The sequence below is a fragment of the Deinococcus misasensis DSM 22328 genome, assembly GCF_000745915.1.
Lineage (GTDB): Bacteria > Deinococcota > Deinococci > Deinococcales > Deinococcaceae > Deinococcus_C > Deinococcus_C misasensis.
The window spans coordinates 1-25,184 of record NZ_JQKG01000004.1 but is presented as its reverse complement, the minus strand read 5'-3'; the positions used below and the strand labels follow the sequence as shown (position 1 = coordinate 25,184).

At 55.7% G+C, this 25,184-nt stretch carries 22 protein-coding genes and 1 pseudogene; 15 read left to right on the top strand and 8 right to left on the bottom strand.

Translation table 11 applies throughout. From position 1 onward, the window contains the following. Positions 1-43: 43 nt before the first annotated feature. On the bottom strand, positions 44-1,426 hold the full coding sequence (locus tag Q371_RS04325) for a hypothetical protein (RefSeq protein WP_034336671.1): 1,383 nt from the start codon (positions 1,424-1,426) through the stop codon (positions 44-46). 111 nt (positions 1,427-1,537) lie between these two features. Continuing rightward, entirely contained in the window at positions 1,538-2,239 is a 702-nt protein-coding gene (locus tag Q371_RS04320; RefSeq protein WP_034336669.1) for an NHL repeat-containing protein, read from the bottom strand. Between the two features lie 199 nt (positions 2,240-2,438). On the opposite strand from Q371_RS04320, the gene Q371_RS25305 reads away from it, so the two are divergent. The 12 genes from Q371_RS25305 to Q371_RS04260 all read left to right on the top strand — a co-directional run bounded on the left by Q371_RS25305 (position 2,439) and on the right by Q371_RS04260 (position 17,546). Beyond that, on the top strand, positions 2,439-3,557 hold the full coding sequence (locus Q371_RS25305; RefSeq protein WP_051963224.1) for a GGDEF domain-containing protein: 1,119 nt from the start codon (positions 2,439-2,441) through the stop codon (positions 3,555-3,557). Between the two features lie 392 nt (positions 3,558-3,949). Then, the gene (locus Q371_RS04310; protein ID WP_034336665.1) at positions 3,950-5,272 is read left to right on the top strand and encodes an NAD(P)-dependent oxidoreductase; all 1,323 of its coding nucleotides are present in this window, start codon (positions 3,950-3,952) and stop codon (positions 5,270-5,272) included. Beyond that, positions 5,265-6,644 (top strand): NAD-dependent dihydropyrimidine dehydrogenase subunit PreA, encoded by a 1,380-nt coding sequence (gene preA, locus Q371_RS04305; protein WP_034336662.1) that lies wholly within the window; start codon positions 5,265-5,267, stop codon positions 6,642-6,644. Before Q371_RS04310 ends, preA begins: the two co-directional genes overlap by 8 nt. A 211-nt stretch (positions 6,645-6,855) precedes the next feature. Continuing rightward, positions 6,856-8,238, top strand: coding sequence for a dihydropyrimidinase (gene hydA / locus Q371_RS04300; protein WP_034336659.1), 1,383 nt, complete (start codon positions 6,856-6,858; stop codon positions 8,236-8,238). Positions 8,239-8,342: 104 nt separating this feature from the next. Continuing rightward, entirely contained in the window at positions 8,343-9,134 is a 792-nt protein-coding gene (locus tag Q371_RS04295; RefSeq protein WP_034336655.1) for an ABC transporter ATP-binding protein, read from the top strand. Next, entirely contained in the window at positions 9,131-9,994 is an 864-nt protein-coding gene (locus Q371_RS04290; RefSeq protein ID WP_034336652.1) for an ABC transporter permease, read from the top strand. Before Q371_RS04295 ends, Q371_RS04290 begins: the two co-directional genes overlap by 4 nt. Continuing rightward, positions 9,976-10,944, top strand: coding sequence for an ABC transporter permease (locus Q371_RS04285; protein ID WP_034336649.1), 969 nt, complete (start codon positions 9,976-9,978; stop codon positions 10,942-10,944). The genes Q371_RS04290 and Q371_RS04285 overlap by 19 nt, the downstream gene beginning before the upstream one ends. Positions 10,945-10,993: 49 nt before the next feature. Next, positions 10,994-12,049 carry an ABC transporter substrate-binding protein gene (locus tag Q371_RS04280; RefSeq protein ID WP_034336646.1) on the top strand — a complete coding sequence of 352 codons (1,056 nt, stop codon included), beginning with the start codon at positions 10,994-10,996 and terminating at the stop codon, positions 12,047-12,049. A 125-nt stretch (positions 12,050-12,174) separates the two neighbouring features. Then, on the top strand, positions 12,175-13,410 hold the full coding sequence (locus tag Q371_RS04275) for a hydantoinase/carbamoylase family amidase (RefSeq protein WP_034336643.1): 1,236 nt from the start codon (positions 12,175-12,177) through the stop codon (positions 13,408-13,410). 184 nt (positions 13,411-13,594) lie between these two features. Then, a complete protein-coding gene (locus Q371_RS04270) occupies positions 13,595-14,353 on the top strand; it encodes a PucR family transcriptional regulator (RefSeq protein ID WP_211253798.1) in 759 nt (252 codons plus the stop codon). A 257-nt stretch (positions 14,354-14,610) separates the two neighbouring features. Then, a complete protein-coding gene (locus tag Q371_RS04265; RefSeq protein WP_034336640.1) occupies positions 14,611-15,939 on the top strand; it encodes an aminotransferase class III-fold pyridoxal phosphate-dependent enzyme in 1,329 nt (442 codons plus the stop codon). 101 nt (positions 15,940-16,040) lie between these two features. Further along, entirely contained in the window at positions 16,041-17,546 is a 1,506-nt protein-coding gene (locus tag Q371_RS04260) for a CoA-acylating methylmalonate-semialdehyde dehydrogenase (RefSeq protein WP_034336638.1), read from the top strand. Positions 17,547-17,589: 43 nt separating this feature from the next. Here the strand turns inward: Q371_RS04260 and Q371_RS04255 are convergent, their stop codons facing one another. Beyond that, entirely contained in the window at positions 17,590-17,928 is a 339-nt protein-coding gene (locus tag Q371_RS04255) for a hypothetical protein (RefSeq protein ID WP_034336635.1), read from the bottom strand. An 81-nt stretch (positions 17,929-18,009) separates the two neighbouring features. Here Q371_RS04255 and trhA point away from each other — a divergent pair, with 81 nt between their 5' ends. Further along, positions 18,010-18,660: a PAQR family membrane homeostasis protein TrhA gene (gene trhA / locus Q371_RS04250; protein ID WP_034336632.1), complete on the top strand. Its 651-nt coding sequence runs from the start codon at positions 18,010-18,012 to the stop codon at positions 18,658-18,660. A gap of 125 nt (positions 18,661-18,785) precedes the next feature. Continuing rightward, positions 18,786-19,241: a hypothetical protein gene (locus tag Q371_RS04245; protein ID WP_034336629.1), complete on the top strand. Its 456-nt coding sequence runs from the start codon at positions 18,786-18,788 to the stop codon at positions 19,239-19,241. A gap of 57 nt (positions 19,242-19,298) precedes the next feature. Here the strand turns inward: Q371_RS04245 and Q371_RS25300 are convergent, their stop codons facing one another. The 5 genes from Q371_RS25300 to Q371_RS04220 form a co-directional block, all read right to left on the bottom strand. Then, a complete protein-coding gene (locus Q371_RS25300; RefSeq protein WP_051963222.1) occupies positions 19,299-19,919 on the bottom strand; it encodes a hypothetical protein in 621 nt (206 codons plus the stop codon). 171 nt (positions 19,920-20,090) lie between these two features. Then, positions 20,091-21,551 carry an FAD-dependent oxidoreductase gene (locus tag Q371_RS04235; protein ID WP_034336626.1) on the bottom strand — a complete coding sequence of 487 codons (1,461 nt, stop codon included), beginning with the start codon at positions 21,549-21,551 and terminating at the stop codon, positions 20,091-20,093. A gap of 66 nt (positions 21,552-21,617) precedes the next feature. Next, the gene (malZ, locus tag Q371_RS04230; RefSeq protein WP_051963219.1) at positions 21,618-23,378 is read right to left on the bottom strand and encodes a maltodextrin glucosidase; all 1,761 of its coding nucleotides are present in this window, start codon (positions 23,376-23,378) and stop codon (positions 21,618-21,620) included. 304 nt (positions 23,379-23,682) lie between these two features. Beyond that, a complete protein-coding gene (locus Q371_RS04225) occupies positions 23,683-23,892 on the bottom strand; it encodes a hypothetical protein (protein WP_034336622.1) in 210 nt (69 codons plus the stop codon). 49 nt (positions 23,893-23,941) lie between these two features. Next, entirely contained in the window at positions 23,942-24,436 is a 495-nt protein-coding gene (locus Q371_RS04220; protein WP_034336619.1) for a YciE/YciF ferroxidase family protein, read from the bottom strand. A gap of 471 nt (positions 24,437-24,907) precedes the next feature. Here Q371_RS04220 and Q371_RS04215 point away from each other — a divergent pair. Beyond that, positions 24,908-25,184: pseudogene (locus Q371_RS04215) on the top strand (hypothetical protein); the annotation flags it as partial.

Here is a 25,184-nt window from a genome sequence, read left to right as displayed (position 1 = left end):
GCGTAGAGATTCTGGAAAGGGAAAATTCAGGTGTGGAGAAAGTTCAGGGACGGGTGAGTTCCAGCGTGCCAGAGCCCAGATTCTCCTCTTGCAGGTTGGTGGCCTGAAACCCTCCCATGTAGTGGTCGATGGGGTATCTGGGGTTCTCGGGGTTCTCTTCAAAGGTTCCGGTCACCAGAAAAGTGGTTTCGTTGTCGTCGTTGAGGACCAGTTTCAGGGTGCCTTCTGCACGGTTGCCCTGCACATAACCCACGTAATCCTCTCCCATGAAGATGGTGCCGTAAAGTCCACGGTGGTCTTCATCCAGGGTGATGCTGATCTTCAAGGTTTCACCATCGGCCCGCAGGATGCCATTCCAGTTTCCACTGCCATCGGTACGGATCGCACGGACCACAGCAGGCGCACTGGAGGACCCTGTTGATGGACTTGTGCCAGAGTTTGCAGTGTTTGAAGGGGATGTGGATGTGCTCCCTGAAGTGCCCGGAGCCCGGTTGTAACGGGTGGTTCCATCTCCAGAGGTCAGGCTGAGCACCCCCGAGTTGTCCAGCGAGAACGTTGCACTGCTGGGCTTCACCTTGCCGTTTTCCTCAAAGCTGTTGGAAGGGCTGCAGGTGTACCCCATCGACTTGCTCTTGCTGGGTGTGAAGTTCAGTTGGTTGCCTTTTTGAACCACAGTGCCTTCTTCCTGCACGAACACTTTCGAGGTGCAGGAATAGGTGGTGATCACCAAGAGGCCCGTTTTGGCATAGGTGCCATTGGCGTTCAGTTTCAAGAGGGTGCTGGTGCCTCCACCGCTGGTCCACTGGCCGGTGGCAAGGTTCTGGTATTCCAGCATCGAGACCGAACCAGAGGTCCACTCGCCCAGAATGCTGGTTTCGATTTTGGCAGTGCTGCTGGCCGTTTTTGCTTCGGCTTTGCGGCTCTGGTAGGTGGAGGTGGCCTCTCTGGAGGCGAGTTGCAAGGTGCCGTTTTTGATGCTGTAATTCAGGGTTTTGGGGGTGGGCTGAAAGGTCCCTTCTGTTCCTGCAAAGACCGTGCATCCGTTGTTGTGGTTGTGGGGGGTGGCTCCATTGCGCTTTTTGCCAGTGCTGGGGGTCAGGATCAGTTGGTTTCCCTTGACGCTGACCGTGCCTTTCTCCCACATGAAATCCATGGTTTCGCAGGCGATCATGCGGCTTCCAAAATAACCGGGAATGGCTCCAGAGGTCAGGCGGACCAGTTCGTAGCTGCCATCTTTGCGGATCAGCAGGCGTTCACTGCTGCCACTGGCACTGCGAAAACCCTCCAGGGTGTAGTGGTCGGCAGGGTAAGTGGCTCCAGAGATCCATTCGGCCACGAGGGCCTCGGGCAGGGCGGGGGCTGCCAGAGAACAACTGGCAAGTTGTCCGAGCAGCAAAAAAGGCAGGGTGCGTTTCAGGTGATGCATGGCAATGCTCCTTGGATGGAAATCGAGAAGAGAACTTCTCTTTGATGCCTTCACCTTAAACGGCCCTGCATGATTGCAAGATGGTTGTGTTTTGGAGGATTTACAGGGGGTTCATTCCAGCCCTGTGCCACTGAATGCGGTTGGCCCGATCCGTGTGCCTTTACCGGTGCTCAGGTCAATTTTCAGGAAATCACGGTTGGAGGTGACCCCGTACATCTGGTCTTCGTGCATGGTCAGGCCGTACACCTCACGGAAACCGATGTCTCCCAGTTCGGTGACTTCTCCAGTGACGTTGACTTGCGCAAGCACATCTTTGCCACTGCCATTCAGCAAGGAAACATAGGTTTTGGATTTGTAGAACACCAGATCCCCACTGACCGGTTTGCTGGTTTGCAGGGTCAGGATTTTTTCCATCAGGCCTTTTTCCAGATCAATGCGGTACAGGTCTTTGCCTCCCACCCCCCAGAGGCGACCATCCAGATTCACGGCCAGACTGTTGATGGACTGAAAACCTTTGATGGACAGCAGGGTGGCTTTTCCAGTGTTGGGATCGATGCCGTACAAGCCGTTGCTGGTGACCCCGTACAGTTTCTGGTCCACAGGACTGCGGGCAAGGTCCAGCAGGTACCCGGCGTTTTCAAAAGCCCCCACCTGCTTTGCAGATCCGTCTCCCACATCCAGGTGGTAGAGGAATTCCCCGCTGGACGCGTAAACCTTTTTTCCAGAGGGTTGAGGGGTGGGGGATTGGCTGCAAGCCATCAGGGTCAGGGACAGGACAAGCAGGAATGTGTTTTTCAGAAAAGATGGACGCATACAGGAGGACCTCACAGGACAAATCTCTGGTTTCATCATGAAAGAAAAACAGTTGAGGTGTCACTGCATCATGGCGGATGGGCATCTGCCATTGGGCTTACTTTTGTGTTGGACTGAATTCAGATTCCTGTTGGAGTGCTTTTTCTACAATTGAGCCACTTCTACACAACAAGGCTGTACTGGGTGGAAGGAGGAGAACATGCTGGCCATTCTGGACTCTCTTTTCATCAACGTGTGCATGGTGGTGGCTCTGGGCTACCTCCTCAGCCTGACCTACCAGGACTGGCGTCTGGAAAAACGTCCCAGCGTGCTCTTGCTCCGGTCTTTTTTTGCTTCGGTGGGCTCGATTGTGTTGCTGTACCACGGCATCGAAACCCAGCAGGAACACCTGATCGATTTGCGGATGGTGCCTTTGCTCCTGATCACCCTGCGGTACGGCGTTGGATATGGTTTGCTTTCCACGGCCCCGTTCATTCTGTTTCAGTGGATGTTCATGCCAGAGTTGCCCTTGCTGCCCTCCGTTACGGGTGCAGGGTTGTGCCTGATGACCATGGCCTTGCTGCGTTTGCCTTACCAGAACCGTGTGGTGCCCACCCGCATCTACATGCGTGCCCCTTTGCTGGTGTTTCTGGTCGGAGGGGTCGGACTGGCCGTTGCCACTCTAGACGAGGGGAACCTCTTCTGGAGTGTGTTTCCGTGGTATTACGCAGCCAACCTGCTGGGCTTCTGGGGGGCGGCCAGCATTGTGCATTCCCGCCTAAGGTACCTGAAAGCCACCGAGCACCTGAAGGCCGAATCTGCTCTGGACCCCCTGACAGGTCTGCTGAATCGGCGTCAATTCGAGGCAGACCGTTTGCTGTTCGCACCGGGGGATGCCTTTCTGGTGCTGGACCTCGACCAATTCAAAAGCGTCAACGACACCTTCGGGCATGCCATGGGCGATGAGGTCTTGAAGCAAACGGCAGCCCTTTTGAAAAGCTCCACTCGGGGTTACGACCGGGTGTACCGTCTGGGCGGGGAAGAATTTCTGGTGGTTTTGCGGCGCATTGAGACCCAGAAGTCTTCCACCATTGCCGAGCGCATCCGCCAGACCATCGAAGAGCACATTTTTCCCATTTCAAGAAAAGTCACCACCAGCGGAGGCCTGACCATCTTGCCTGCCTGTCAACTGTTGCAAGAAACCCTCGAACGGGCCGACCAGTTGCTGTATCAGGCCAAACGTCAGGGACGCAACCAGATCCAGAGCGACCTGTCCCAGAACCTGATTCTGAAGGCAGATTTGCCTGAGACAGAACCCGCCGATCTGCCGACCAATTGATCCTGCTTTGCCAATCGAATAAGCTGGAGTCACCCTATTGTTTTCGTGTTGCTCCGGCTGTTCCCTCGGGTGAAGCAGGTCATGTGTTTTTGAATGAGAAAGTCCACAAGGCTTTCTATAATTATGCATTGCAAAAGCTTCTGAATTTTTTGGACACTCTGTCAAAAAGTTTTTGAAAAACACGAAAGACCATATTTTGAACGGAAAAATCTGGATTACAGATTTTGAATTTTGCTTGACAGTGTTTAAATCACAAACTTATAATATGCCCCAGAGGTTAAGTCGGCTCCAGTGAGGGCGCGAACCATTCCCGAAAAAACCAGATCCAAGAACAGACCTGTTTGCCGCAAGTTCAGGGCAACTTTCGGAACAGGTCAGAGAGGTTGTGTTTGATGCATAAAGATCCATCCTCCGGTTTTCAGGAATCCTTCCCTCCCCTCACGCAGCATGAAGCGCTCACCGAAGCCAACCGCTGCCTGTACTGTTACGATGCCCCCTGCATCCAGGCCTGCCCGACCCACATCGACATTCCCACCTTCATCAAAAAGATTGCCTCTGGCAACGTGCGGGGAAGTGCAAAAACCATTCTGGAATCCAACTTTCTGGGAGGAACCTGTGGGCGCGTGTGCCCGGTGCAAGAACTCTGCGAAGGGGCCTGCGTGCTGGGCAAAGACCACAAACCCATCCAGATCGGACGCCTCCAGAGGTATGCCGTGGACCACGTGCAGGAACGGGGCATTGAGGTGTTCCAGCCCGGAGAAAGCAACGGTCTGAAAGTGGCCGTGGTGGGCTCTGGCCCGGCCGGGATCTCCTGCAGCGCTGAACTTGCCAAACTGGGGTATGCCGTCACACTGTATGAAAAACGTGAACTGGCTGGCGGGCTCTCCACCTACGGCATCATCGTGCTGCGTGAACCCGTCGAAGTTTCTTTAAGGGAAGTCGAATCGGTGCAGAAGCTTGGCGTGGAGGTGAAAACCGGGCACAGCATCGACACCAGAGAAGCCTTTGACGCTCTGCTGTCAGAGCATGATGCGGTGTTTCTGGCGGTGGGCCTCGGGGCGGTGCCAGCCATGGGCATTCCCGGCGAAGAATACCTGCAAGACGGCCTGAAGTTCATTGAGGACAGCAAAATTCACTTTGAAGACCTGCGCGTGGGAGACAACGTGGTGGTGATCGGTGCAGGAAACACCGCCATTGACGCCGCCACCATTGCCAGACGTGCTGGAGCAGACGTGAACATGGTTTACCGCCGCACCGAAAGCGAAATGACCGCCTACGAGCACGAATACCACTTTGCCCTGAAAGAAGGCATCCAGTACAGCTTCCTGACCCAGCCTGTGAAAGTCCTCACCGAAGAGGGGAGGGTGCTGGGCCTCGAATGCGTGAAGATGGCTCTGGGCGAACCCGACGCCTCTGGTCGCGCTGCCCCCAAACCTGTGCCCGGCTCTGAGTTTGTGCTCCCCTGCGATCAGGTGATCAAGGCCATCGGACAGGAAAAACCCGCGTTGGCTGTGACCCTCGGGCTGGAACTGGACAAAGGCTACATCAAAACCGACGACAGCCTGCAAACCAGCATCCCCAAGGTGTACGCCGGAGGAGATTGCATCCGTGCAAAAGGCACCGCCTCCACGGTGATGGCTGTGCAAGACGGAAAAATCGCTGCTGCTTCCATCCACGAAGCCCTGAGTGTCAGAAAGGAAGTCGCCCATGGCTGACCTGAGCATCAATTTTGCAGGAATCCGCTCCCCCAACCCCTTCTGGCTGGCCTCCGCTCCCCCCAGCAACTCTGGTTATCAGGTGAACAAAGCCTTTGAAGCCGGATGGGGAGGGGCCGTCTGGAAAACCATCGGGGCTCCAGTCTTGAACATCAGCAACCGCTACGGGGGCCTGACCATCGGTGGCCAGAGGCTCATGGCCATCAACAACGTCGAATTGATCTCCGACCGACCTCTGGAAGTCAACCTGCGGGAAATTGCTGAAGTGAAACGGCTCTGGCCGGACCGCGCTGTGATCGTTTCCGCGATGGTGGAAGCCGATCCCAAAGCGTGGCAAGACATCATCATGAAAATCGAGGACACCGGAGCAGACGGCATCGAACTGAATTACGGCTGTCCGCAGGGCATGAGTGAACGCGGCATGGGCGCAGCGGTCGGACAGGTCCCCGAGATGTGCAAGATGAACACCGCATGGGTCACCAGCATGACCCGCCTGCCGGTCATCGTGAAACTGACCCCCAACATCACCCACATTGTGGAACCCGCACATGCTGCTCTGGCCGGAGGGGCACACGCGCTCAGCCTGATCAACACCATCAACAGCATCATGCGGGTGGATCTGGATTCTTTGCAGATCACCCCCAACATCGGCGGACGGGGTACCCACGGCGGATACGCCGGACCAGCCGTGAAACCCATTGCCTTAAACCTCCTCACGGAATTGATGACCGATCCCACCGTGCTGCGCTCCGGGGTGCCGATCTCGGGCATCGGAGGGATCAGCAACTGGCGGGACGCTGCAGAATTCCTGCTGCTCGGGGCCACCAGTTTGCAGGTGTGCACCGCCGTCATGCACTACGGTTTCCGCATCGTGGAAGACATGATCGACGGCCTCTCCAACTGGATGGACGAAAAAGGCTTTGCCACCATCTACGACGTGGCCGGAAAGAGCCTGCCGCAAGTTTCCACCTTCAACGATCTGGACCTCTCCTATCAGGCTGTGGCCCGCATCGACCCCGAGAAATGCATCCAGTGCAACCTCTGCTATGTGGCCTGCAACGACACCGCCCACCAGTGCATCGACCTGATCGCCCCGGATGGTGCAGTGGTCGCCCCCGGCTACGACCCCAGAGTGAACGGCAAACAGGTGGCTGCCACCCGCCCCACCCCCAAAGTCCGCGAAGAAGACTGCGTGGGATGCGCCCTGTGCTACAACGTCTGCCCTGTGGAAGGCTGCATCGACATGGTCAGCGTACCCTCGGGTCGGGAGTCCGTGACCTGGGGTGCCCTCACGGCGGCCAAACCCGAGGTCGGCACCGACTGGGCGGCGATGGAGGCGTATCGTAAGGATGTGGGGATAGATATTCATTAGCGCTGTTGTTAGCGCTGCGCGCGCCGAGGGCTGAGAGCCGAGGGCGAAAAGCAGAAGGCAGATGTAGGGGCGCAGCGTGCTGCGCCCAATGGCAGAAACCTTAAACAACGATTGTAGGGGCGAGGCGTGCCTCGCCCAGAGCCAGAAATCTTGATGTGGAATGTAAGGCCAAATCTCATTCAATGGCAGGAAAACCAGAAAGGATGTTTCAATGCCACTGCTGATCAAAAATGGCGAAATCATCACTGCAGACACCCGTTACCACGCCGACATCCTGATTCAGGATGAGACCATCACCCAGATCGGGCTGGATCTGGAAATGGACGATGAGGATCTGGAAGTCATTGATGCCACCGGGAAATACATTTTTCCGGGCTTCATTGATCCGCACGTGCACATCTACCTGCCGTTCATGGCGACCTTCGCCAAGGACAACCACACCACGGGCAGTCAGGCCGCTCTGGTGGGCGGAACCACCACTTTCATCGAGATGTGCTGCCCGAGCCGCAACGATGACCATCTGGAGGCCTACAACCTCTGGAAATCCAAGGCCGAGGGGAACAGTGCCTGCGATTACACCTTCCACATGGGCATCTCCAAGTTCGATGAGACGGTGGAAAGTCAACTTCAACAAATCGTCGAGGACGGCATCAGTTCCTTCAAGGTGTTCCTGTCTTACAAGAACTTTTTTGGTGTGGAGGATGGAGAACTCTTTCAGGTCCTCACCCTCGCCAAGAAACTCGGGGTGATCGTCACCGCCCACTGTGAGAACGCAGAACTGGTGGCCCAGTTGCAGAAATCCCTGCTGGCAGAAGGCAAAACCGGCCCCGAGTACCACGAGAAAAGCCGCCCTGTAGAAGTCGAGGCCGAGGGCACCAACCGTTTTGCGACTTTTGTGGAGATGACCGGAGCCACGGGTTATGTGGTCCACCTCTCCTGTGAAGCGGCCCTGAAAGAGGCCATGAAAGCCAAATCCAAAGGGGTTCCCCTGTACATCGAGTCGGTGATTCCCCACTTCCTGCTGGACAAAACCTTTGCAGAGAAACCCGACCACGAGGGGGCCAAGTATGTGATGTCTCCTCCCTTGCGTGAAAAAGGCAACCAAAAAGCCCTGTGGGCCGCTCTGGAGCAGGGGTTCATTGACACGGTGGGCACCGACCACTGCCCCTTTGACATTGATCAGAAGGCCATGGGCAAGGGGGATTTCACCAAAATTCCCAACGGGATTCCGGCAATAGAAGACCGTGTGAACCTGCTTTATACCTATGGGGTGAGCAGGGGACACCTCGACATCCACCGTTTTGTGGACGCAGCCAGCACCAAATCTGCCAAACTTTTTGGGCTGTTTCCCAAAAAAGGCACCATTGCGGTGGGCAGTGACGCCGATCTGGTGATTTACGATCCCCAGTACCGCGGCACCATCAGCGCAAAAACCCAGAAGGTCAACAACGATTACAACGGCTTTGAAGGCTGGGAAATCGACGGCAAACCGTGGATCGTGACCGTGCGCGGTCAGGTGCAGGTCAAAGACGGTGAATTTGTTGGAGATCCCTCAAGAGGGCAACTCCTGAGGCGCAAACCTCAGTATTTTTAGAAGTCAACAGTCAACAGCAGGAAAGTTTGTGGTGAGCGGATCAAATCCAGAGTACAAGGCTCTATTTTCTCCAGACCAGAAGCACGGTCTGAAAGCAGGTGAGAATGACTTTGCCCGAGAACAAATCCCCCCCGCTGGTCAGTGTGCGGGATGTCAGCATGATTTTTCGCACCAGAGACACCGAAACCATCGCCCTGCAAGGGGCCAACCTCGACATCAAAGAAGGGGAGTTCATCAGCCTGATTGGGCCTTCCGGTTGTGGAAAAACCACTTTGCTGCGCATTCTGGCAGACCTGCAGGCCCCGACCTCTGGTGACATCACCATCAAAGGACTGACACCCACCAAGGCCAGAGAGGCACGGGCCTATGGTTACGTGTTTCAGGCTCCGGCCCTGATGGACTGGCGCAGCGTTCTGAAAAACGTGATGTTGCCTCTTGAGGTGATGGGTTTTCCCCAGCAGAACCGTCTGGAAAAAGCCCGTGAGATGCTACGGTTGGTGGGCCTCGAAAAATTCGAGAAGAACTATCCGTTTCAGCTCTCTGGTGGGATGCAGCAACGGGTGAGCATTGCACGTGCGCTGGCCTTCGATCCCCCTTTGCTGTTCATGGATGAGCCTTTCGGTGCCTTGGACGAGATCACCAGAGAGAACCTCAACATGGAACTTTTAAGGCTCTGGCGCGAAACCAAAAAAACCGTGATTTTCGTGACCCACTCGATCAGCGAGGCGGTGTTTTTGTCCACCCGCGTGGTGGTGATGACCGCCCGTCCCGGCAAAATTGAGGGCATTGTGGATGTGGATTTGCCCCAGCCCAGAGGGGTGGACACCCGCGAACACCCCCGGTTTTTCGAGATCGCCACCGAAATCCGTGAACTCCTCAGAAAGGGACACGCATGAACACCGCTTTGCAGAGATTTGCCCCTCTGCTGCTGGTAGCGGTGATTGCCGTCCTCTTGTATTACCCACTGATGATCTGGGCGAATTCTCCAGTGGCCCAGAGGTCTCTGGAAACAGGTGCAGACATCGGCTGCAAAACCGTCTCCGAGTGCGTTTACGTGCTGAGAAATCCGGTGATTCCTGCCCCGACCCAACTGGCTGAAGGGATCAAAAGCCTGACCTTTCCCCCTCTGGCCCCCACTTCCGCCCCGTACAATGCGCTGGTCACGCTGGGAGAGGCCATTGTGGGTCTGGCCCTCGCTTCGGTGGTGGGTTTGCTGCTGGCCATCTTGCTGGTTCTGAGTGGCAGCTTTGAACGTGCGGTGTTGCCGTGGTTGGTGGCTTCCCAGACGGTGCCGATCATTGCGATTGCTCCTATGCTGGCCGTGATTCTCGGGCAGTATGGGGTGCAGGGGTGGTTCCCCAAAGCCCTGATTGCTGCCTACATCGCCTTTTTCCCGATTGTGGTGGGGGTCAGCAAAGGTCTGAAAAGCCCGGACCCCCTGCAAATCGACCTGATGAAAACCTACAACGCGTCCAGCGTGCAGGTTTTCACGTTGCTGCGGTTTCCAGCCTCGGTGCCCTTTTTGTTCACCGCCCTGAAAGTGGCCTCCACCGCTGCCATGGTGGGCAGCATCGTTGCAGAGATTTCCACCATCAGTTTCTCGGGGATTGGCAAAATGCTGGCCGAGAACTCACGGGCCAGCGACACCATCGCCCTGTGGGTGATCATGATTTACGGTGCCCTGCTGGGCATTGTGCTGGTCGGCATCATCAACCTGCTGGAAAGGATGGTGGCCCCATGGCGAGCCACGCGATGATCAAAGAAAACCAGACCAGAGGTTCAGCCTCTTGGATCTCTGGCGTGTTGATTCTGCTGGCCCATGCGGTGCTCTTTTACATCTCCTACACCCTCAATCAGCAATCTGAGGTGCCCCAGAAACTGCTGCTTCAAATCGTGTCGGTGGTGTCTCTGGTGGTCGGACTGGTGGGCGTGGCACAGGTGGCCCGCTCCAGAAAAGACTTCATTCCTGCAGCCTTGTTGTTCACGGTGTCGGTGTTCTTTGTGGAGGCCCTCCTGCGGGTCAATCAGGTTCCTGCGGGCCTCATTCCCACCCCGAGTCGGGTGGTGCAGGCCCTGTACACCGCCCGCGAAGTGCTGCTGATGGACGTGTTCTACACTTTTGTGCTGGAAGCTCTGGTGGGCTTTGTGGCAGGCATCGTGATCGGGGTGCTGGCTTCCATGCTGGTGGCCCGCTTCAAGTTTCTGGAACTCGGGGTGTTGCCTTACGCCAGCATTTTCTCCAGCATTCCGATTGTGGCCCTTGCGCCCGTGATGGTGAAAGCCATCGGTCTGGAGTGGCCTTCAAAAGCTGCTGTGGTGGCCGTCACGGTGATTTTCCCGATCATTGTGAACGTGGTGCGTGGCCTCCAGAGCGCCAGTCCGTTGCACCTCGACCTGATGCATTCTTACGCGGCCAGCCCCATGCGCATTTTCTTTGACGTGCGGGTGCCCACGGCCCTGCCGTACTTTTTCAACGCCCTGAAGATCTCCACCACCCTGAGCCTGATCAGCGCCATTGTGGCCGAATTCTTCGGCACCACAGGCAACGGTCTGGGGTTTAGAATTCAGATTGAAGCCGGACGCTTCAATTTCGACATCGTGTGGGCTGCCATCGTGGTGGCCTCGGTCATCGGCATTGCTTTTTTCTCCCTCATCGGTGCCCTGGAACGCAAAGTGACCGGTTGGCACGCCAGTTTCCGCAGTTGAGCTTCTGAAGCAGGACCCCCTGATGCACGTTCCCAACTAGGAGGAAGGTATGAAGAAACTCGCATTGATCGGACTTCTGCTCTCGGGCGCAGCCAGCGCCAAAGACCTCGTGCAGGTGAAACTGCAACTCAAGTGGTTCCCCCAGGCGCAATTTGCCGGGTTCTTTGTGGCCAAAGAAAAAGGCTACTTTGAAGCAGAAGGGCTGGACGTGCAGTTCCTGCCGATTGGCGACCAGAGCCCGATTCAGACGGTGGTGACCGGCACCTCAGACTTCGGAACCACCTGGATCACCGACCTGCTCACCGCAAGGCAAAACGGCCTGCCTGTGGTGCACATTGCCCAGATCTTCCAGAAGAGCGGTTTCACGCTGGTTTCCCTGAAAAGCAGCAACATCACCAAACCGCAGGATTTCAAAGGCAAACGCATCGGTGTGTGGCCCTCTGGCAACGAATATCCAGCCGTCGCCCTCCTGAAAAAATACAAGATGACCAGCAGCCTCGATTCCAGCGCAGCCCGTCCAGACGTGCAGGCCGTCACCTACCCCTTTGACCCCAGCATTGTGTTCCCCGACAAGGTGGATCTGGTGTCTGCGATGACCTACAACGAAGTCAACCAGATTGTGGGCCTCGGGTACAGCATGGACAAACTGCGCATCTTCAAAGCCAGCGATTACGGCATCAACCTGCTGGAAGACCTGATGTTCACCAGTGAACGCGTCCTGAACGACAAGAACTTCAAGAACAGTGGGATGTCCGGCAAAGAAGTGGCCGCCAAACTGGTCAAGGCTTCCCTCAAAGGCTGGGATTACGCCGTCAAAAACCAGAAAGAAGCCGTCAGCATCGTGCTGCCCAACTGCGGCAACACCTGCAAAGGCTCGGGAACCCGTGCGGATGCCAAAGGACACCAGACCTGGCAGATGTCCGAAGTGGCCAAACTGTACAATGCTGGCCCCACCCTGAAAGGCAACGCTGGCCTGCTGGATCCCAAAACCTACGCCAACAACGTGAAACTGCTGAAAGACCTCGGGATCCTGAAGTCCGATCCACCCGCTGCCACCGTGGATTACAGCGTCTGGGAAATGGCCACCGGGAAGAAAGCGAAGTAAGCCCGCTTGGGGGAGCTTGGCTCCCCCTGCGCTCCTCCCCTCTAGAGGGGAGGAAGGAAAAGTGTGAAGAGATCGATCATGCCTCCCTCCCCTTGTAGGGGAGGAAAGCGAAGCGAGGAGGGGCCATGCTCAGCCCGAGTCGGACCGTCGAAGAACTGAAAGCCCTGAAAGCCCTGACTGGGGATGAAAACGGTGCCCAGCGGGTGGCGTTCACCGAAAAATGGCTGGCAGCACGGGCCTTTTTGAAAGAGAAGCTGGATGTCCTCGGCATCCCTTATGAGATGGACAGTGCAGGAAACCTCTGGGCGACCCTGAAAGGCCACTCTGACACCACGCTGGTCATTGGCGGACATCTGGACTCCGTTCCCAATGGGGGTTGGCTGGATGGGTGTCTGAACGTGCTGGCCGGACTGGAGGTTTTAAGAGACATCCAGAGCCGTGGAATCCCAGACATCACCCTCAAACTGGTGGACTGGGCAGATGAAGAAGGAGCACGGTTTGGCCGGAGCCTGTACGGTTCGAGTGCTTTTTCTGGTTTCTTTGATGTGGAAACCATGCGCAAGCTCAAGGACCGGGATGGAGTCCCTCTGGAAGAGGCTTTAAGCAATGTGGGCATTCAACTGAACGATGCACCGAAAGCCAGAGAAGGCCAGCAAAACATTGCGGCTTACCTTGAACTGCACATTGAGCAGGGACCGGTGCTGGAAGGCATGCAGCTTCCTCTGGGTGCCGTGCTGGGAACGGTGGGGGTAGAACGTCACACCATCACGTTTAGAGGGCAGGCAGCGCACTCGGGGTCCACGCCCATGAACGTGCGCAAAGACGCTTTTCTGGCGGCTGGAAAGATGTCTCAGGAGATTTACCAGATTGCTGCCCGTCACAACGGGGTGTGCACCATTGGCAGTTGCACCACCAAACCCGGCATCGTGACCTCGGTGGTGGAGGAGTGCACCATCACCCTCGACCAGAGGCACCTCGATGCAGATCACCTTGCCGCCATGTGGCAGGAAGCACAGGACGCAGCCCGCAAATTTGCCGAAGAAGGCCATGTTGAGGTGGAGTTCGGGTACCTCTGGAACATCGAGCCGATTCTCTTTCACCCGGACCTGATTGATTTCTGCGCCCAGTCCATCGAAGAAACCGCAGGGGTGGTGCACCGTTTGCCCTCTGGACCCTTGCATGACGCAGCAGAGGTGGCAAGGGCAGGCATCCCCACCGTGATGATGTTCGTGCAGAGCCTGAGGGGCATCTCGCACAACAAAATTGAAGACACCTTGGAAGAACACCTCGAAATGAGTGTGACGGCTCTGGGCAAACTGACCGATAAGGCGATGGAGTGGGTGCAGGGGAGAGAGGGATGAGATCCCCCTGTGCATCGCTTCGCTTTGCACTTTCCCCATTAAGGAAGGGGGACTTGAATCCCCGCTGTGAGATCTTACCCCCCTTTGTTAAGGGGGGACCACCAAGCGCAGCGAGGTGTGGGGGGATCTTGCCCTTCGTTAAGGGGGGACCGTTCCGAGCAACGCGAGGAACAGGGGGGATCTGATGCTCCCCACCCTGCAAGAAATCCTCAACCTGCCTGCATTCCGCAAAGCGGAAGTGCTTTGTGGGTTCAGCCAGTTGTCGCAGGTGGTGACGTGGGTGCACGTTTCCGAAGTGATGGATGCCCACCGTTTCCTGTCTGGCGGCGAGGTGCTGCTCACCACAGGCGTGGAACTTGCGCGGGCCAGACCCGCTGAGCAGGCCCATTTCATCACCTCTCTGGCGCAGGGTGGAGCGCATGGTCTGATCATTGAACTGGTGCAGTGGATGCAGGAGGTTTCCCCAGAGATCCTTGCTGCTGCACGGCTTTACGACTTTCCCCTGATGGTGTTCCGTGAGGAGGTCCGGTACGCCGACCTCACGCGCGCAGCCCACCAGAGGATCCTGCAACCCCACAGCGAATCGGTGCTGGGCGGAAACCCGATCATTGAAGCACTGGTGGAAACCGGCAGACACACGCAGTTTCTGGCAGACCAACTGGGTCCGATCCTCAGCCTGCCCAGCCGTCCCAGAAGCTCACTTTTAAGCACCCTGCAAACCTTGCTGGGCCACCAGTTCAACATTGCAGAAGCTGCAAGGGTTCTGGGTGTGCGCAGGCAAACCATTTACTACCGGCTGGAGCAACTCAGGGGCATGCTGGGCGATCTGGACAGCCCAAAAAGGCAACTGTATTTGCAGGTGGCTCTGGAACTCTTGGTGCTGGAACCCACCGATTTTGACACTCTGTCTCTTGTGAGGACAGAGCCCAAAAAAATACCATAGGGAGCAAGGAAATTCCTTCACGCCATCCTTCCAGATCCATGCTTGATGCTCTGGATCACTGCTTGCTTGATTCAGGGTTTTGAATTGCTCTTGTCGCTCAGGCAAGTAGAAAGTGAACAGTTGACAGTTCACAGCAAGCACAGAAAAGCTGTATCGGGCAACCCGTTTTCAATACAGCCCTCGGCTCTCGGCCCTTGGCTCTCGGCTTCCTAGCTCTCGGCCCTCGGCTTTCACCCTTGGCATCTCCGGAGGAAACCATGGACAGCAAAGACGTCATCCAGCAAAACCGCGACTACACCCTTTTTTCGTGGTCGGTGCAGAGCACGGCCAATCCCATCCACATCGCCGGAGGCAAAGGGGCGTACTTCTTCGATGGAGACGGCAACCACTGGCTCGATTTCAGTTCGCAACTGATCAACATCAATGTGGGACACCAGCATCCCAAAGTGCTGGAAGCCATCAAAAAGCAGGTGGATGAACTGTGCTTCGCTGCCCCGGCCTTTGCCAGCAAACCCAGAGGTGAACTGGGCAAACGCCTTGCAGAAGTGACCGGCCTTTCCAAGAGTTTTTTCACTCTGGGGGGCAGTGAGGCCAACGAGAACGCCATCAAGATTGCCCGACTGGTGACGGGACGGGACAAGATCATCACCCGTTACCGCAGTTACCACGGGGCCACCATGGGCTCCATGACCGCCTCGGGCGACCCGAGACGCTGGCCTGTCGAGCCAGGCATTCCCGGGGTGGTGCGGGTGTTTGACCCGTATTGTTACCGCTGCCCGTTTGGAAAACAGCCGGATTCGTGCCGTCGGGAGTGTGTGAGCCACATCGAGGAGGTCATCCAGATGGAGGGGCCACACACCATCGCTGCCATTCTGGTGGAAGGCATCACCGGATCCAACGGCCTGATTGTGCCTCCCGATGACTACTATCCCAAACTGCGTGCCCTGTGCGACAAGTACGGCATCCTCCTGATTGACGATGAGGTGATGAGCGGATTTGGCCGCACCGGAACCTACCTTGCCACCCAGCATTACGGCATCAAACCGGACATCGTGACCTGCGCCAAAGGTTTGACCTCTGGATACATGCCACTGGGGGCCGTGATCGTCAGCGAGAAAATCGCCCAGCACTTTGAAAACACCATGCTCTGGGGAGGCCTGACCTACTCCAGCCATCCGGTCAGTTGCGCTGCTGCCATCGCCAACCTTGAGGTGTACGAGGAAGAGCAGATTTTCGAGAACGTGAACGTTCTGGGGCAACATCTGGGCCAGCGTCTGGAAGCCATGAAAGCCAAGTTCAACTGTGTCGGAGACGTGCGGTACATTGGCCTTTTCAGCGTGATTGAACTGGTCAAAAACAAGGACACCCGAGAGCCTCTGGCCCCCTTCAATGGCACCTCGCCAGAGATGCAAAGACTGGCTGCTTACCTGAAGAGCAAATACATTTACGCCTTTGTGCGTTTCAACATGGTGTGGGTGTGCCCCCCTCTGGTGATCAACCAGGAGGATCTGGACCGGGGTCTGGACATCTACGAAGAAGCCCTTGCCCTTGTCGATGAGATGATGGCCGCTCCCGCCGCGGATTGACCCCACCCGCTTGCTGACGCCGCGCTCCTCCCCACATGGGGAGGACACCCAACTCCCAACATTCCCCCTTGTTAGGGGGGACCGTAAACGAGGTGCCCACAATGACCACCAGTCAGGAACTCAAACGCATCAGCCATTTTGTGAATGGAGCCGTGACCCCCGGAACCTCGGGACGCTCCGGCAAGGTGTACAACCCGGCCACCGGAGATGTGCAGGCCACCGTGGATTTTGCCAGTCTGGAAGAACTGGACAGGGTCATTGAAGTGGCAAAAAACGCCTTCAAAAGCTGGAGAAACACCCCGCTGTCCAAGCGGGCAGACATCCTGTTCAAATTCCGGGATCTGGTGGACCGCAACCGTCTGGAACTGGCCAAACTGTTGACTGCCGAGCATGGCAAAGTCACCAGTGACGCCCTTGGAGAGATTGCCAGAGGTCTCGAAAATGTGGAGTTTGCCTGCGGGATTCCCAACCTACTGAAAGGCAACTACAGCGAGCAGGCGTCCACAGGGGTGGATGTGTACTCGATTCCCCAACCGCTCGGGGTGGTGGCTGGGATCACGCCATTCAACTTTCCAGCGATGGTGCCGATGTGGATGTTTGCCAACGCCATCGGCTGCGGAAACACCTTCATCCTGAAACCCAGTGAGAAAGACCCGAGTGCCAGCCTGTTCATGGCCGACCTCCTCAAGCAGGCCGGTTTGCCGGATGGGGTGTTCAATGTGGTGCATGGGGACAAGCTTGCCGTGGACCACCTGCTCAGCCATCCAGACATTGCTGCGGTCAGTTTCGTGGGGTCCACCCCGATTGCCAAGTACGTGTACGAAACTGGAACCCGCCATGGCAAACGGGTGCAGGCTCTGGGCGGAGCCAAAAACCACATGCTGGTCTTGCCTGATGCCGATGTGAACATGGCCGCAGATGCTGCTGTCTCAGCGGCTTACGGCTCTGCCGGAGAGCGCTGCATGGCCATTTCCGTGCTGGTTGCAGTGGGAGGCATTGGGGACCAACTGATTGAAGCCATTCAGGAAAGGCTGCCCAAACTCAAAGTCGGTCCGGGCAACGATCCCCAGAACGAAATGGGACCCCTGATCACCAGAGAACACCGCGACAAGGTGGCTTCTTATGTCGAGGGTGCAGAGCAACAAGGGGCCACAGTGGTGGTGGATGGCCGCAAAACCGAAGTGCCCGGAAATGGCTTTTTCCTCGGGGTGAGCCTGATAGACCACGTCACCCCAAAGATGGACTGCTACAAAGATGAAATCTTTGGTCCAGTACTGTGTGTCGTCCGTGCAAACACCTACGAAGAAGGTCTTGCCCTCATCAACGACAACCCGTATGGCAACGGTACGGCCATTTTCACTCGGGATGGTGGGGCAGCAAGGAAGTTCCAGTTTGAGTGCAACGCCGGGATGGTGGGGGTCAACGTGCCGATTCCGGTTCCCGTGGCCTACTACAGTTTCGGGGGTTGGAAAGCCAGCCTCTTTGGAGACACCCACATGTACGGTCCGGACGGCATCAAGTTCTACACCCGCACCAAAGTGGTGACCAGCCGTTGGCCCGACCCGAGCACCTCCAAAGTGGACCTTGGGTTCCCGCAAACCCGCTGAAATTTGTACTGAAAGGAGCCTGTTGTCAGGCTCCTTTTTCCTGTCAATCACTGTTGAAAGTGGTGAAACCCAAGCGGGTCAATTCCTGCCGAACCCACATCCACTTTGCCCAGTTTTTGTTTCTGTGCCAGAGGCTTTTGGGAAAATGCAGTGTGGTCCTTGGCGCACTCAGGAACTCCAAACAGGGCACACCTTTGATGGCATGGGTCAGGGCAATGCAAGTTGAAAGCTCTGGAACCTCTTTTCCCATGTGTTCTGCCACGTATGTTTTCCAACCCCATCGGCAAGACGGGATGTCAATGGAGATTTCTTGATCAGACAAAACCAGATGAAGCATGTCCCTGTCCAGTTGGATGCTCTGGATGTGATTGCCATTGACCATGTTTAGAAAATATCAGAGGCTTGGGAACCTCTGGTCAAAAAGCTCACACTTTTTACACTTGGTTCAAGGTTAAGATGAAGAATGATTCGATTGCTTCGTGAACCCATCAACGCCCTGACCCACTGGTTTGGGGTCCTCATGGCAGTGGTTCTGACTGTGCTGCTGTGCGTGTTCGCTTTTCGGGGTGGGGTTCACTGGTGGCCCTTTCTGGTGTACGGCATCAGCATGATCCTGCTCTACCTCGCCAGTGCCACCCTGCATTCCGTGCGGGCCAGAGAAGCCGTGCTGGAGTGGCTGACCAAGCTGGACCACAGTGCCATTTTCTTGCTGATTGCGGGCAGTTACACCCCCATCGCTTACTTCGCCATGCCGCCCGAGTGGGCCAAATGGACCCTGATTGCTGTGTGGGGCGTGGCGGTGGCCGGGGTCATCATGAAACTGATCACCCTGAACCTGCACCGCTGGCTGTCCACCGGGATTTACCTCCTGATGGGATGGGGTTCGGTGCTTCTGGTGCCTTACCTGTTCCAGACCTACTCATGGGGTCCCGTGGTGTGGGTGGCGGTCGGCGGGATTTTCTATTCGATTGGAGCAGTGATTTATGGCACCAAACGCTTCAACCCGATTCCCGGTGTGTTTGGCTACCACGAAATCTGGCACCTGTTCGTGCTGGCAGGAACGGCCAGTCATGCCACTGCCATGTTCTACTTGATTCCATCCATCTCTGTCTGAAAACCTTTTGCATCCTGAAGGGCGCTCTGGCGCTCTTTTTTTGTGGCTTTTTTCAGGCCACTGTAGCTTTTTTTGCGGTATGGACCGCTCTTTTCAAGCACGATGGTGCAAATACGGAGGTTTTCATGGCAGATGACACAAAAAATCCAGACCCCAATTGGGAAAACCAGCTTGATCCCAAAGTGGCAGAACACTTCACCATCTCTGGCGACGAAGTGGACCCCACCCTGAGCGCGGACAGTGAACACGACGACAACTCCATTGACCATGGAGGTGTGGAAAAACACGATGAAGCCAACGACATCTCAGACATCACCGATTCTGAAGAAAGCATCACTGCAAATGCTGTGGCTTCCATTGTGAACAGCCAGTCTGAACCCGGCGACCAGATCGACACCCCTTTTGATCTGGACGATGGAAAAGACGACTACCACTGGGAAAAGTCGGATGATCCTGCTCTGGCCGGAGATGAATTCGAACGCCGCCCGAGCCCTTACTTCCGCAACGATGACACGGCCCCGGACACCTTCACCGATGACCGGCACCGGGCAGACACCGACCCTGAAAATCAGGTGGAATAAAACCAAATGCGGAAAAGGCCCAGAGTGCTTTCTCTGGGCCTCTTTGATGCATGTGGATCAGGCTTCTTCTTTCAGCATGTAATTGGGTGCCACCGTCCAAGTCAGGTCGGGATTGAGGGTGGCCCGCATGGAGGTGACATTGGGCGGAAAGACGATCTGCACAGGATTGAGGGTCTCAGTGACGATCACTTCTCCTTGCTGCACCGTCGAGGAGAATCCCAGCCAGTAATTGGGTTGAGGGGTGAACACCGCGGTCATGTTGGGCAGGGCATTGATCAAGTTGGTGGGGGCACCGGACATCCCCACCCCCACCAGCGCTCCTCCGGGAGGCACACTGCTGTCCATCAGAATGACGTACTTTCCTCCTTGAGGGGACTGGGTCTGGTTGCTGAAGAAAAAAGCATGGTTCTGTGCATCGTAAGAGAAGGTGATCTGGGTTCCCTCAGGGGTGATGGGCATGGCTTGACCTGCCTGAATCACCGTGCCTGCCACAGGCTGAGAGTTGCCCGACCACACGAAGTCGTTGGTGGTGTTCCAGTTGAACGTCAGGGTGGTGCTCGGGTAAGCATACTTGGACATCCAGGCCAGAGTGTAGGACTGTGGAATGTCGCTGCTCTGGTAAATCACAAAACTTCCTGCCACGTTGCTGTTGTTGATGACTTGCAGTTGACAATTCATGACCCCTCCTGATGCAAAACCTCACCCGCCTTCCTGTCTGGAGGCTGGTTTGAAAACACATGGGAATGTGTCTTCATGTTAAGAGGTTGTCCGGGGTGCACAAACAGGAAGACCCCTTATAGACAAAACCCTGCACACCCCATTGGGCATGCAGGGCTGAGCCTTTGAAATTCACTCCAACTCAGGGTTTTCAATCTTGGCCAGAGGAGCTCTGGCAGGTCCGGTCAGCACGGTCCCTTCTTTGGAGAATCTGGAACCGTGGCAGGGGCAATCCCAGGTTTGCTCGGCGGAGTTCCATGCCACTTCACAGCCCATGTGGGTGCACATGGCACTGCAAGCGTGCAGTTCACCCTGCTCATCGCGGTACACGGCGTACTTGCTCATGCCCTTCCGCACGATGTTGCCCTGTCCGGGCTGGATGTTTTGCACCATCTCGGCGCTTCTGAACCAGTCGAACAGGTGCATGATGCTGCGTCCAGCTTCACTGACCCATTCGGTGTAGTTGCCTCTGGGCATCCGGTTGGGATCGTACACCTCTACCCATGGGTTCTCTTTCCCGAGGATCTGGTCCCGAATGATCATGGAGCCGATGGTGGAGTGGGTGAGTCCGTTTCCGGTGTCTCCGGTGATCACGTACACCTCTCCGGCTTTCCCGAGGAAGGCGATCCCATCGGCAGAATTGAACACCTGCCCGGACCACGTGTCAATGCGTTCAGCAACCGGGAAGTGGGCTTTGGTCCAGTCTTCGATGTCCTGCCAGCGTTGCTCGGGGTACTCGGGTTCACCGACGCGGTGGTCTGCTCCTCCGACCAACAGCACATCCCCATCCGGGCGCACATAAAAGTAAGGATCGGAGGTGTCATAAAACAGGGCAGGCTCTATCTGTTCCGTCAGTTTCAGGGTGAGGATGTAGGTCCGGTAAGGGGCCAGCCTGAAGGAGTATTTGCCCCTTTCAGACACCACAGCGTTGGTGGCAATCACCACATGCTTGGCGTGCACGGTCTTGCCGTTTTCCAGCACCACATGGTCTCCAGCGTAAGACATCACCGGACTGCTGCAATGAATGGCCCCACCATGCTGCTCAATGGCTCTGGTCAGTCCGATGATGTACTTCAGGGGGTGAATCTGTCCCTGATGGTTGTACCGGATGCTCTGTCCAAAACCTTTGGCATACGCCGGAGGATCCGCCAGTTCGGTGTTGAACCCGAGGCCCCGATGCACCGAGGCTTCCTCCTGAATGTTTGCTTCATCGCCGGGAGCAGGCACCAGATAACCGGGCAGTCGGATGAAGCCACAATCGAGGTTTTCGGTTTTGCAAATCCGCTCGATTTCATCAATGGCGGCTTCATGGCTCTGGTAAATCAACTTGGTGGTTTCCCGGCCATGAATGGACACCAGTTCCTTGTAAAAAAAGTCCAGAGAGGAGGTCACCTGTGCACTGCTGCGGGTGGTTTCTCCAGCGCCAATCTTGTCCCGTTCCAGCACCACCACTTTCAGGCCGCTTGAGGCCAGTTGGTAAGCGGTGCTGAGGCCAGCAATCCCTCCTCCAACCACCACGGCGTCTGCAATCAGGTCCTGGGTCAGCTCTGGGTGTTCGGGCAAATCCATCATCCAGTGTGAGTAGGTAGGCATGGGTTTACCCTGACATGCTTGCCAAGGTCATGCGGTCAGAAGATTTACAGTCCCACGCCCGACCCCTCATCCCATGTGCTTCAAAATCCGGGCACCCTTGGCGGACACCTCCACCCCCCCAGAGCAGATCTCGCCAGAGATCAGGTCTTTCCACTGGCCTTCAAGGGTGTGGGTCAGGGGTTCGGCCTTGGTGAGCAGAACATGGATGCGCTCTGGACCGTACCTCCGCTCGTAAATCAGGTGGTTGTCTTCTGCATGAACCACACGGAAACCACCTTCACGCAGGGCCATTTCTTGATGCCTGAGCCCAATCAAACGCTGGTGCCACTGGTGGATGTCGCTTTCCCAGAGGTGTTTTTCATCCCACGGCATGGGTCGGCGGTTGTCAGGGTCGTCCTCCCCTTCCATGCCGATTTCATCGCCGTAGTAGATGCAGGGCACACCCATGCAGGTCAAGAGCAACACCACCCCGAGTTTTCGCAGGGCTTCATCAGGGCACACGGTGGCAAAGCGTTTCACATCGTGGGAATCCAGCAAATTGAACTGCACCAACTGGTGGCTGAAGGGCAGGTAACTGAGGCCCCTCAACAGGGCATCTGCGTATTCCCGGGCGTCCAGTTGTGCTGGGTGGCCTTTGTGGTCCTGTCCGGTCAGGAAAGACCACGTGGGGATCATGAAGTGGTAGTAGTTCATGGTGGCGTCTTCCACCCCTCCTTGCAACCAGAGGGTGGCATCTGCAAAGTGCTCTCCCAGAATGTAGGCATCCGGGCGGGTTTCTCTGGCGGCCTGCCACAGTTCGCCCAGAATCTGGCGGTTGTCCCGGTCTGACCCTTCTGAGCCGATCATGGAGGCCACATCCAGCCGCCAACCATCGATCTGGAAGGGTTCTTTCAGCCAGAAACGGATCACGCTGTCGGGATTCTGGTAGATGTGCCCGCGCACCTCTGGACTGGCGTAATTCAGTTTGGGCAGGGTGTTGTACCCCAACCATGACATGTAATCGTCTGGATTTTCCCCAGAGTAGTTGTAGTAACCGCGAAAATCTGTGCTCTGGTAAGCACCGGGCTCGGGATAGCGGGCAGCTTTGTTCATCCAGCGGTGCCAGTCTCCGGTGTGGTTGAACACCCCATCCAGAATGATGCGGATGTCCTGCCCATGAAGCTCCTTCACCAGAGCGGCAAACCCTTCATTTGTTCCAAAGTGCGGATCCACCCTGTAGTAGTCCTGCGTGTCGTACTTGTGTACCGAGGGACTCTCAAAAATGGGATTCAGGTACAAAGCATTCACCCCGAGCTTCTGAAAGTACGGGATGCTCTGGCGAATCCCCTCCAGGTCTCCGCCGTAAAACTCCATGTAACCCGTTTCCTTGACAGGACTTTCGTGCCATTCACGGGTTTCCACATCCCGGCCATTGTACTGGTACTCGCCTTTTTTGACTTTCAAGGCCGGATTCCCGATTTTGAAACGGTCCAGAAAAATCTGGTAGAAGATCCGGCTTCTGACCCATGCAGGGGGTTCCTGATCCGTGAAAGCAAAATCCTGCAAACTGCTCGGGGCGGAAGGGGAGACTCCAGCCTGATTCAGCCACCACACCCGTCCTTTCACAATCACCTTGAAGCGGTAATGGAACTTCTGGTGCCGTGTGAAGGGCAACTCTGCCATGTACAGACCTTCCCCATGGGGCCTGAGTTCCGCATGATGGGATGCACCATGCAAATACCCCACGGCCCATCCACGTTCCAGAGGGATCGAGGACTCCAGAATCACTCTGGCGGTGTTGCCTTCACGTTGCAGAAAAAAAGGGGTTCCATCGTGGTAAAGCTGCATGTGTTCTCCTTGGGGTGCATTTCAGAAAAGACGGTCAGGAAGATGCTGAACCAGAGGGTTTGACAGTTCACAGTTTACAGTTCACAGCGCCCAGTGCGACGCGGGCCGCCCCGCAAGCACGTTTTCAGGGCAAGACAGCGAGAAAATCGGATGTCCAGCAAAATCTTCGGTGTTTTTCGCATCAGGTGGTCGGACTTTCGCCATCCACTCTGAGCTGTTCACTGCAAACCCTTTTCCAAACAGCGAAAAAGGCAGAAGCTCTGGCCTTTTTCGCCTTCTGCTTTCTGCCTTTGTCCTTCTGCGTTTAATCAGGGGTTACATTGCTGGTGTGACCGTTGCCGCCTTCATCGCCGGGGTTGTTGCCGGGCGCACCTTGCTCTCCTGCACGGTCCCCTTCGGCGGACTTGCCGCTGTCGTCTTCATGAAAAGTGCGAATGATGGCCTGCTGTTCCTGTTCCTGTTTTTGCATGGCTTCGGATTTATCGTTTGGGTTGGGATTTTTGGAATCAGACATGAATGCTCCTTCTTATTGAACTTGAAAAACTGAACTTGAAACGGAAAGCTTACTCTTCTGCAGCTCTGGGATTGATGACCCGTTCAGCACACAGGGTCAGGCCCTTGTCGGCTTCGTATTCTTCGTTCAGGTTGTCTTCCAGTTTGATGGCTGCGTTGGTGTACCCGAGTTGCTGGGCCCAGGTGCGCAGGGTGCCGTAGGTGGCAATTTCATAGTGTTCGGTTTTCTGGGCAGCAGCGATCAGAGCTGCGTCCAGCACGGAAGCTTCGGCATCGTCTTTTTGTTTGAGGATTTCTTCGGCTTCCTTGATCAGCCCTTTCATGGCCTGACAGGTTTTGGTTTTGGGTTTCTCGTCCAGTTCTTTAAAGACGGCTTCCAAACGTTGTTTTTGTTTTTCGGTTTTTTTGATGTGGTCTTCCAGCAGGGTTTTCAGTTTGGCTGATTTGGCAGCTTCTGCCATTTTGGGCAGGGCTTCAAGCAGCTGGTTTTCGGCATCGTAGATGTCTTGCAATTCTTCAACAAAAAGGTGTTCCAGATTGTGCATGATGTTCCTCCTTCAGACCTGATGGATGTCGGTCTGATGTTTGGTTGTGGACTTGACCAGTGATTTGATCAACACGACCATGCTAATCGAAACCTGTGATGGATCTGTGAAAGATTTGCCTCAGTCTCTGTTGATGCTGTTCACAAGCTGTTCATTTTTCTTGATTTTCGAGCAATTTGGTTTTCCTTAAATGAAGCTGAGTGATTTCCTGAATTCAAGCTGAAATCAAATGTGGGATTTATTGGTATTTTGAGTTCATGTGATTTCATAAATGGGGATTATCCTGAAGAAGTCGCATCTCAACACTCAGATGGGATGCTTCACATCCATTCATTGATCACCGTCGTTTTCAATCTTTCTGATGCCTTTTCTGGCATCCTCAACATCAATTGGAGGTTCAAACCATGAAAGCTCAGTACCCGACAGTTTGATTGAGGCGTAAAAAAGCCAGACTGGTACAGTAAATCTGCTATGAGTTACGCCCTGTCTGGCAAAAACCAGCATACCCTAACTGACTTGCTGAGGGAACACTTTCCCTACCGCAAGAATCACCTCGATACCCTCAGTCACATTCTGCAAGCCCTCCTGGAGGGCAAACATGTCATCCAGCAGAGCATTGCTGACCGTCTCCCCGGAGAAGCTCAAAACACGTCCAAGCTCAGACGCGTCGAACGCTTCTTTTCCACCCATCCCCTCAGTCAGCACCACACCGCACCTTACCTGCTCGACAACCTCCCACACGATGAAC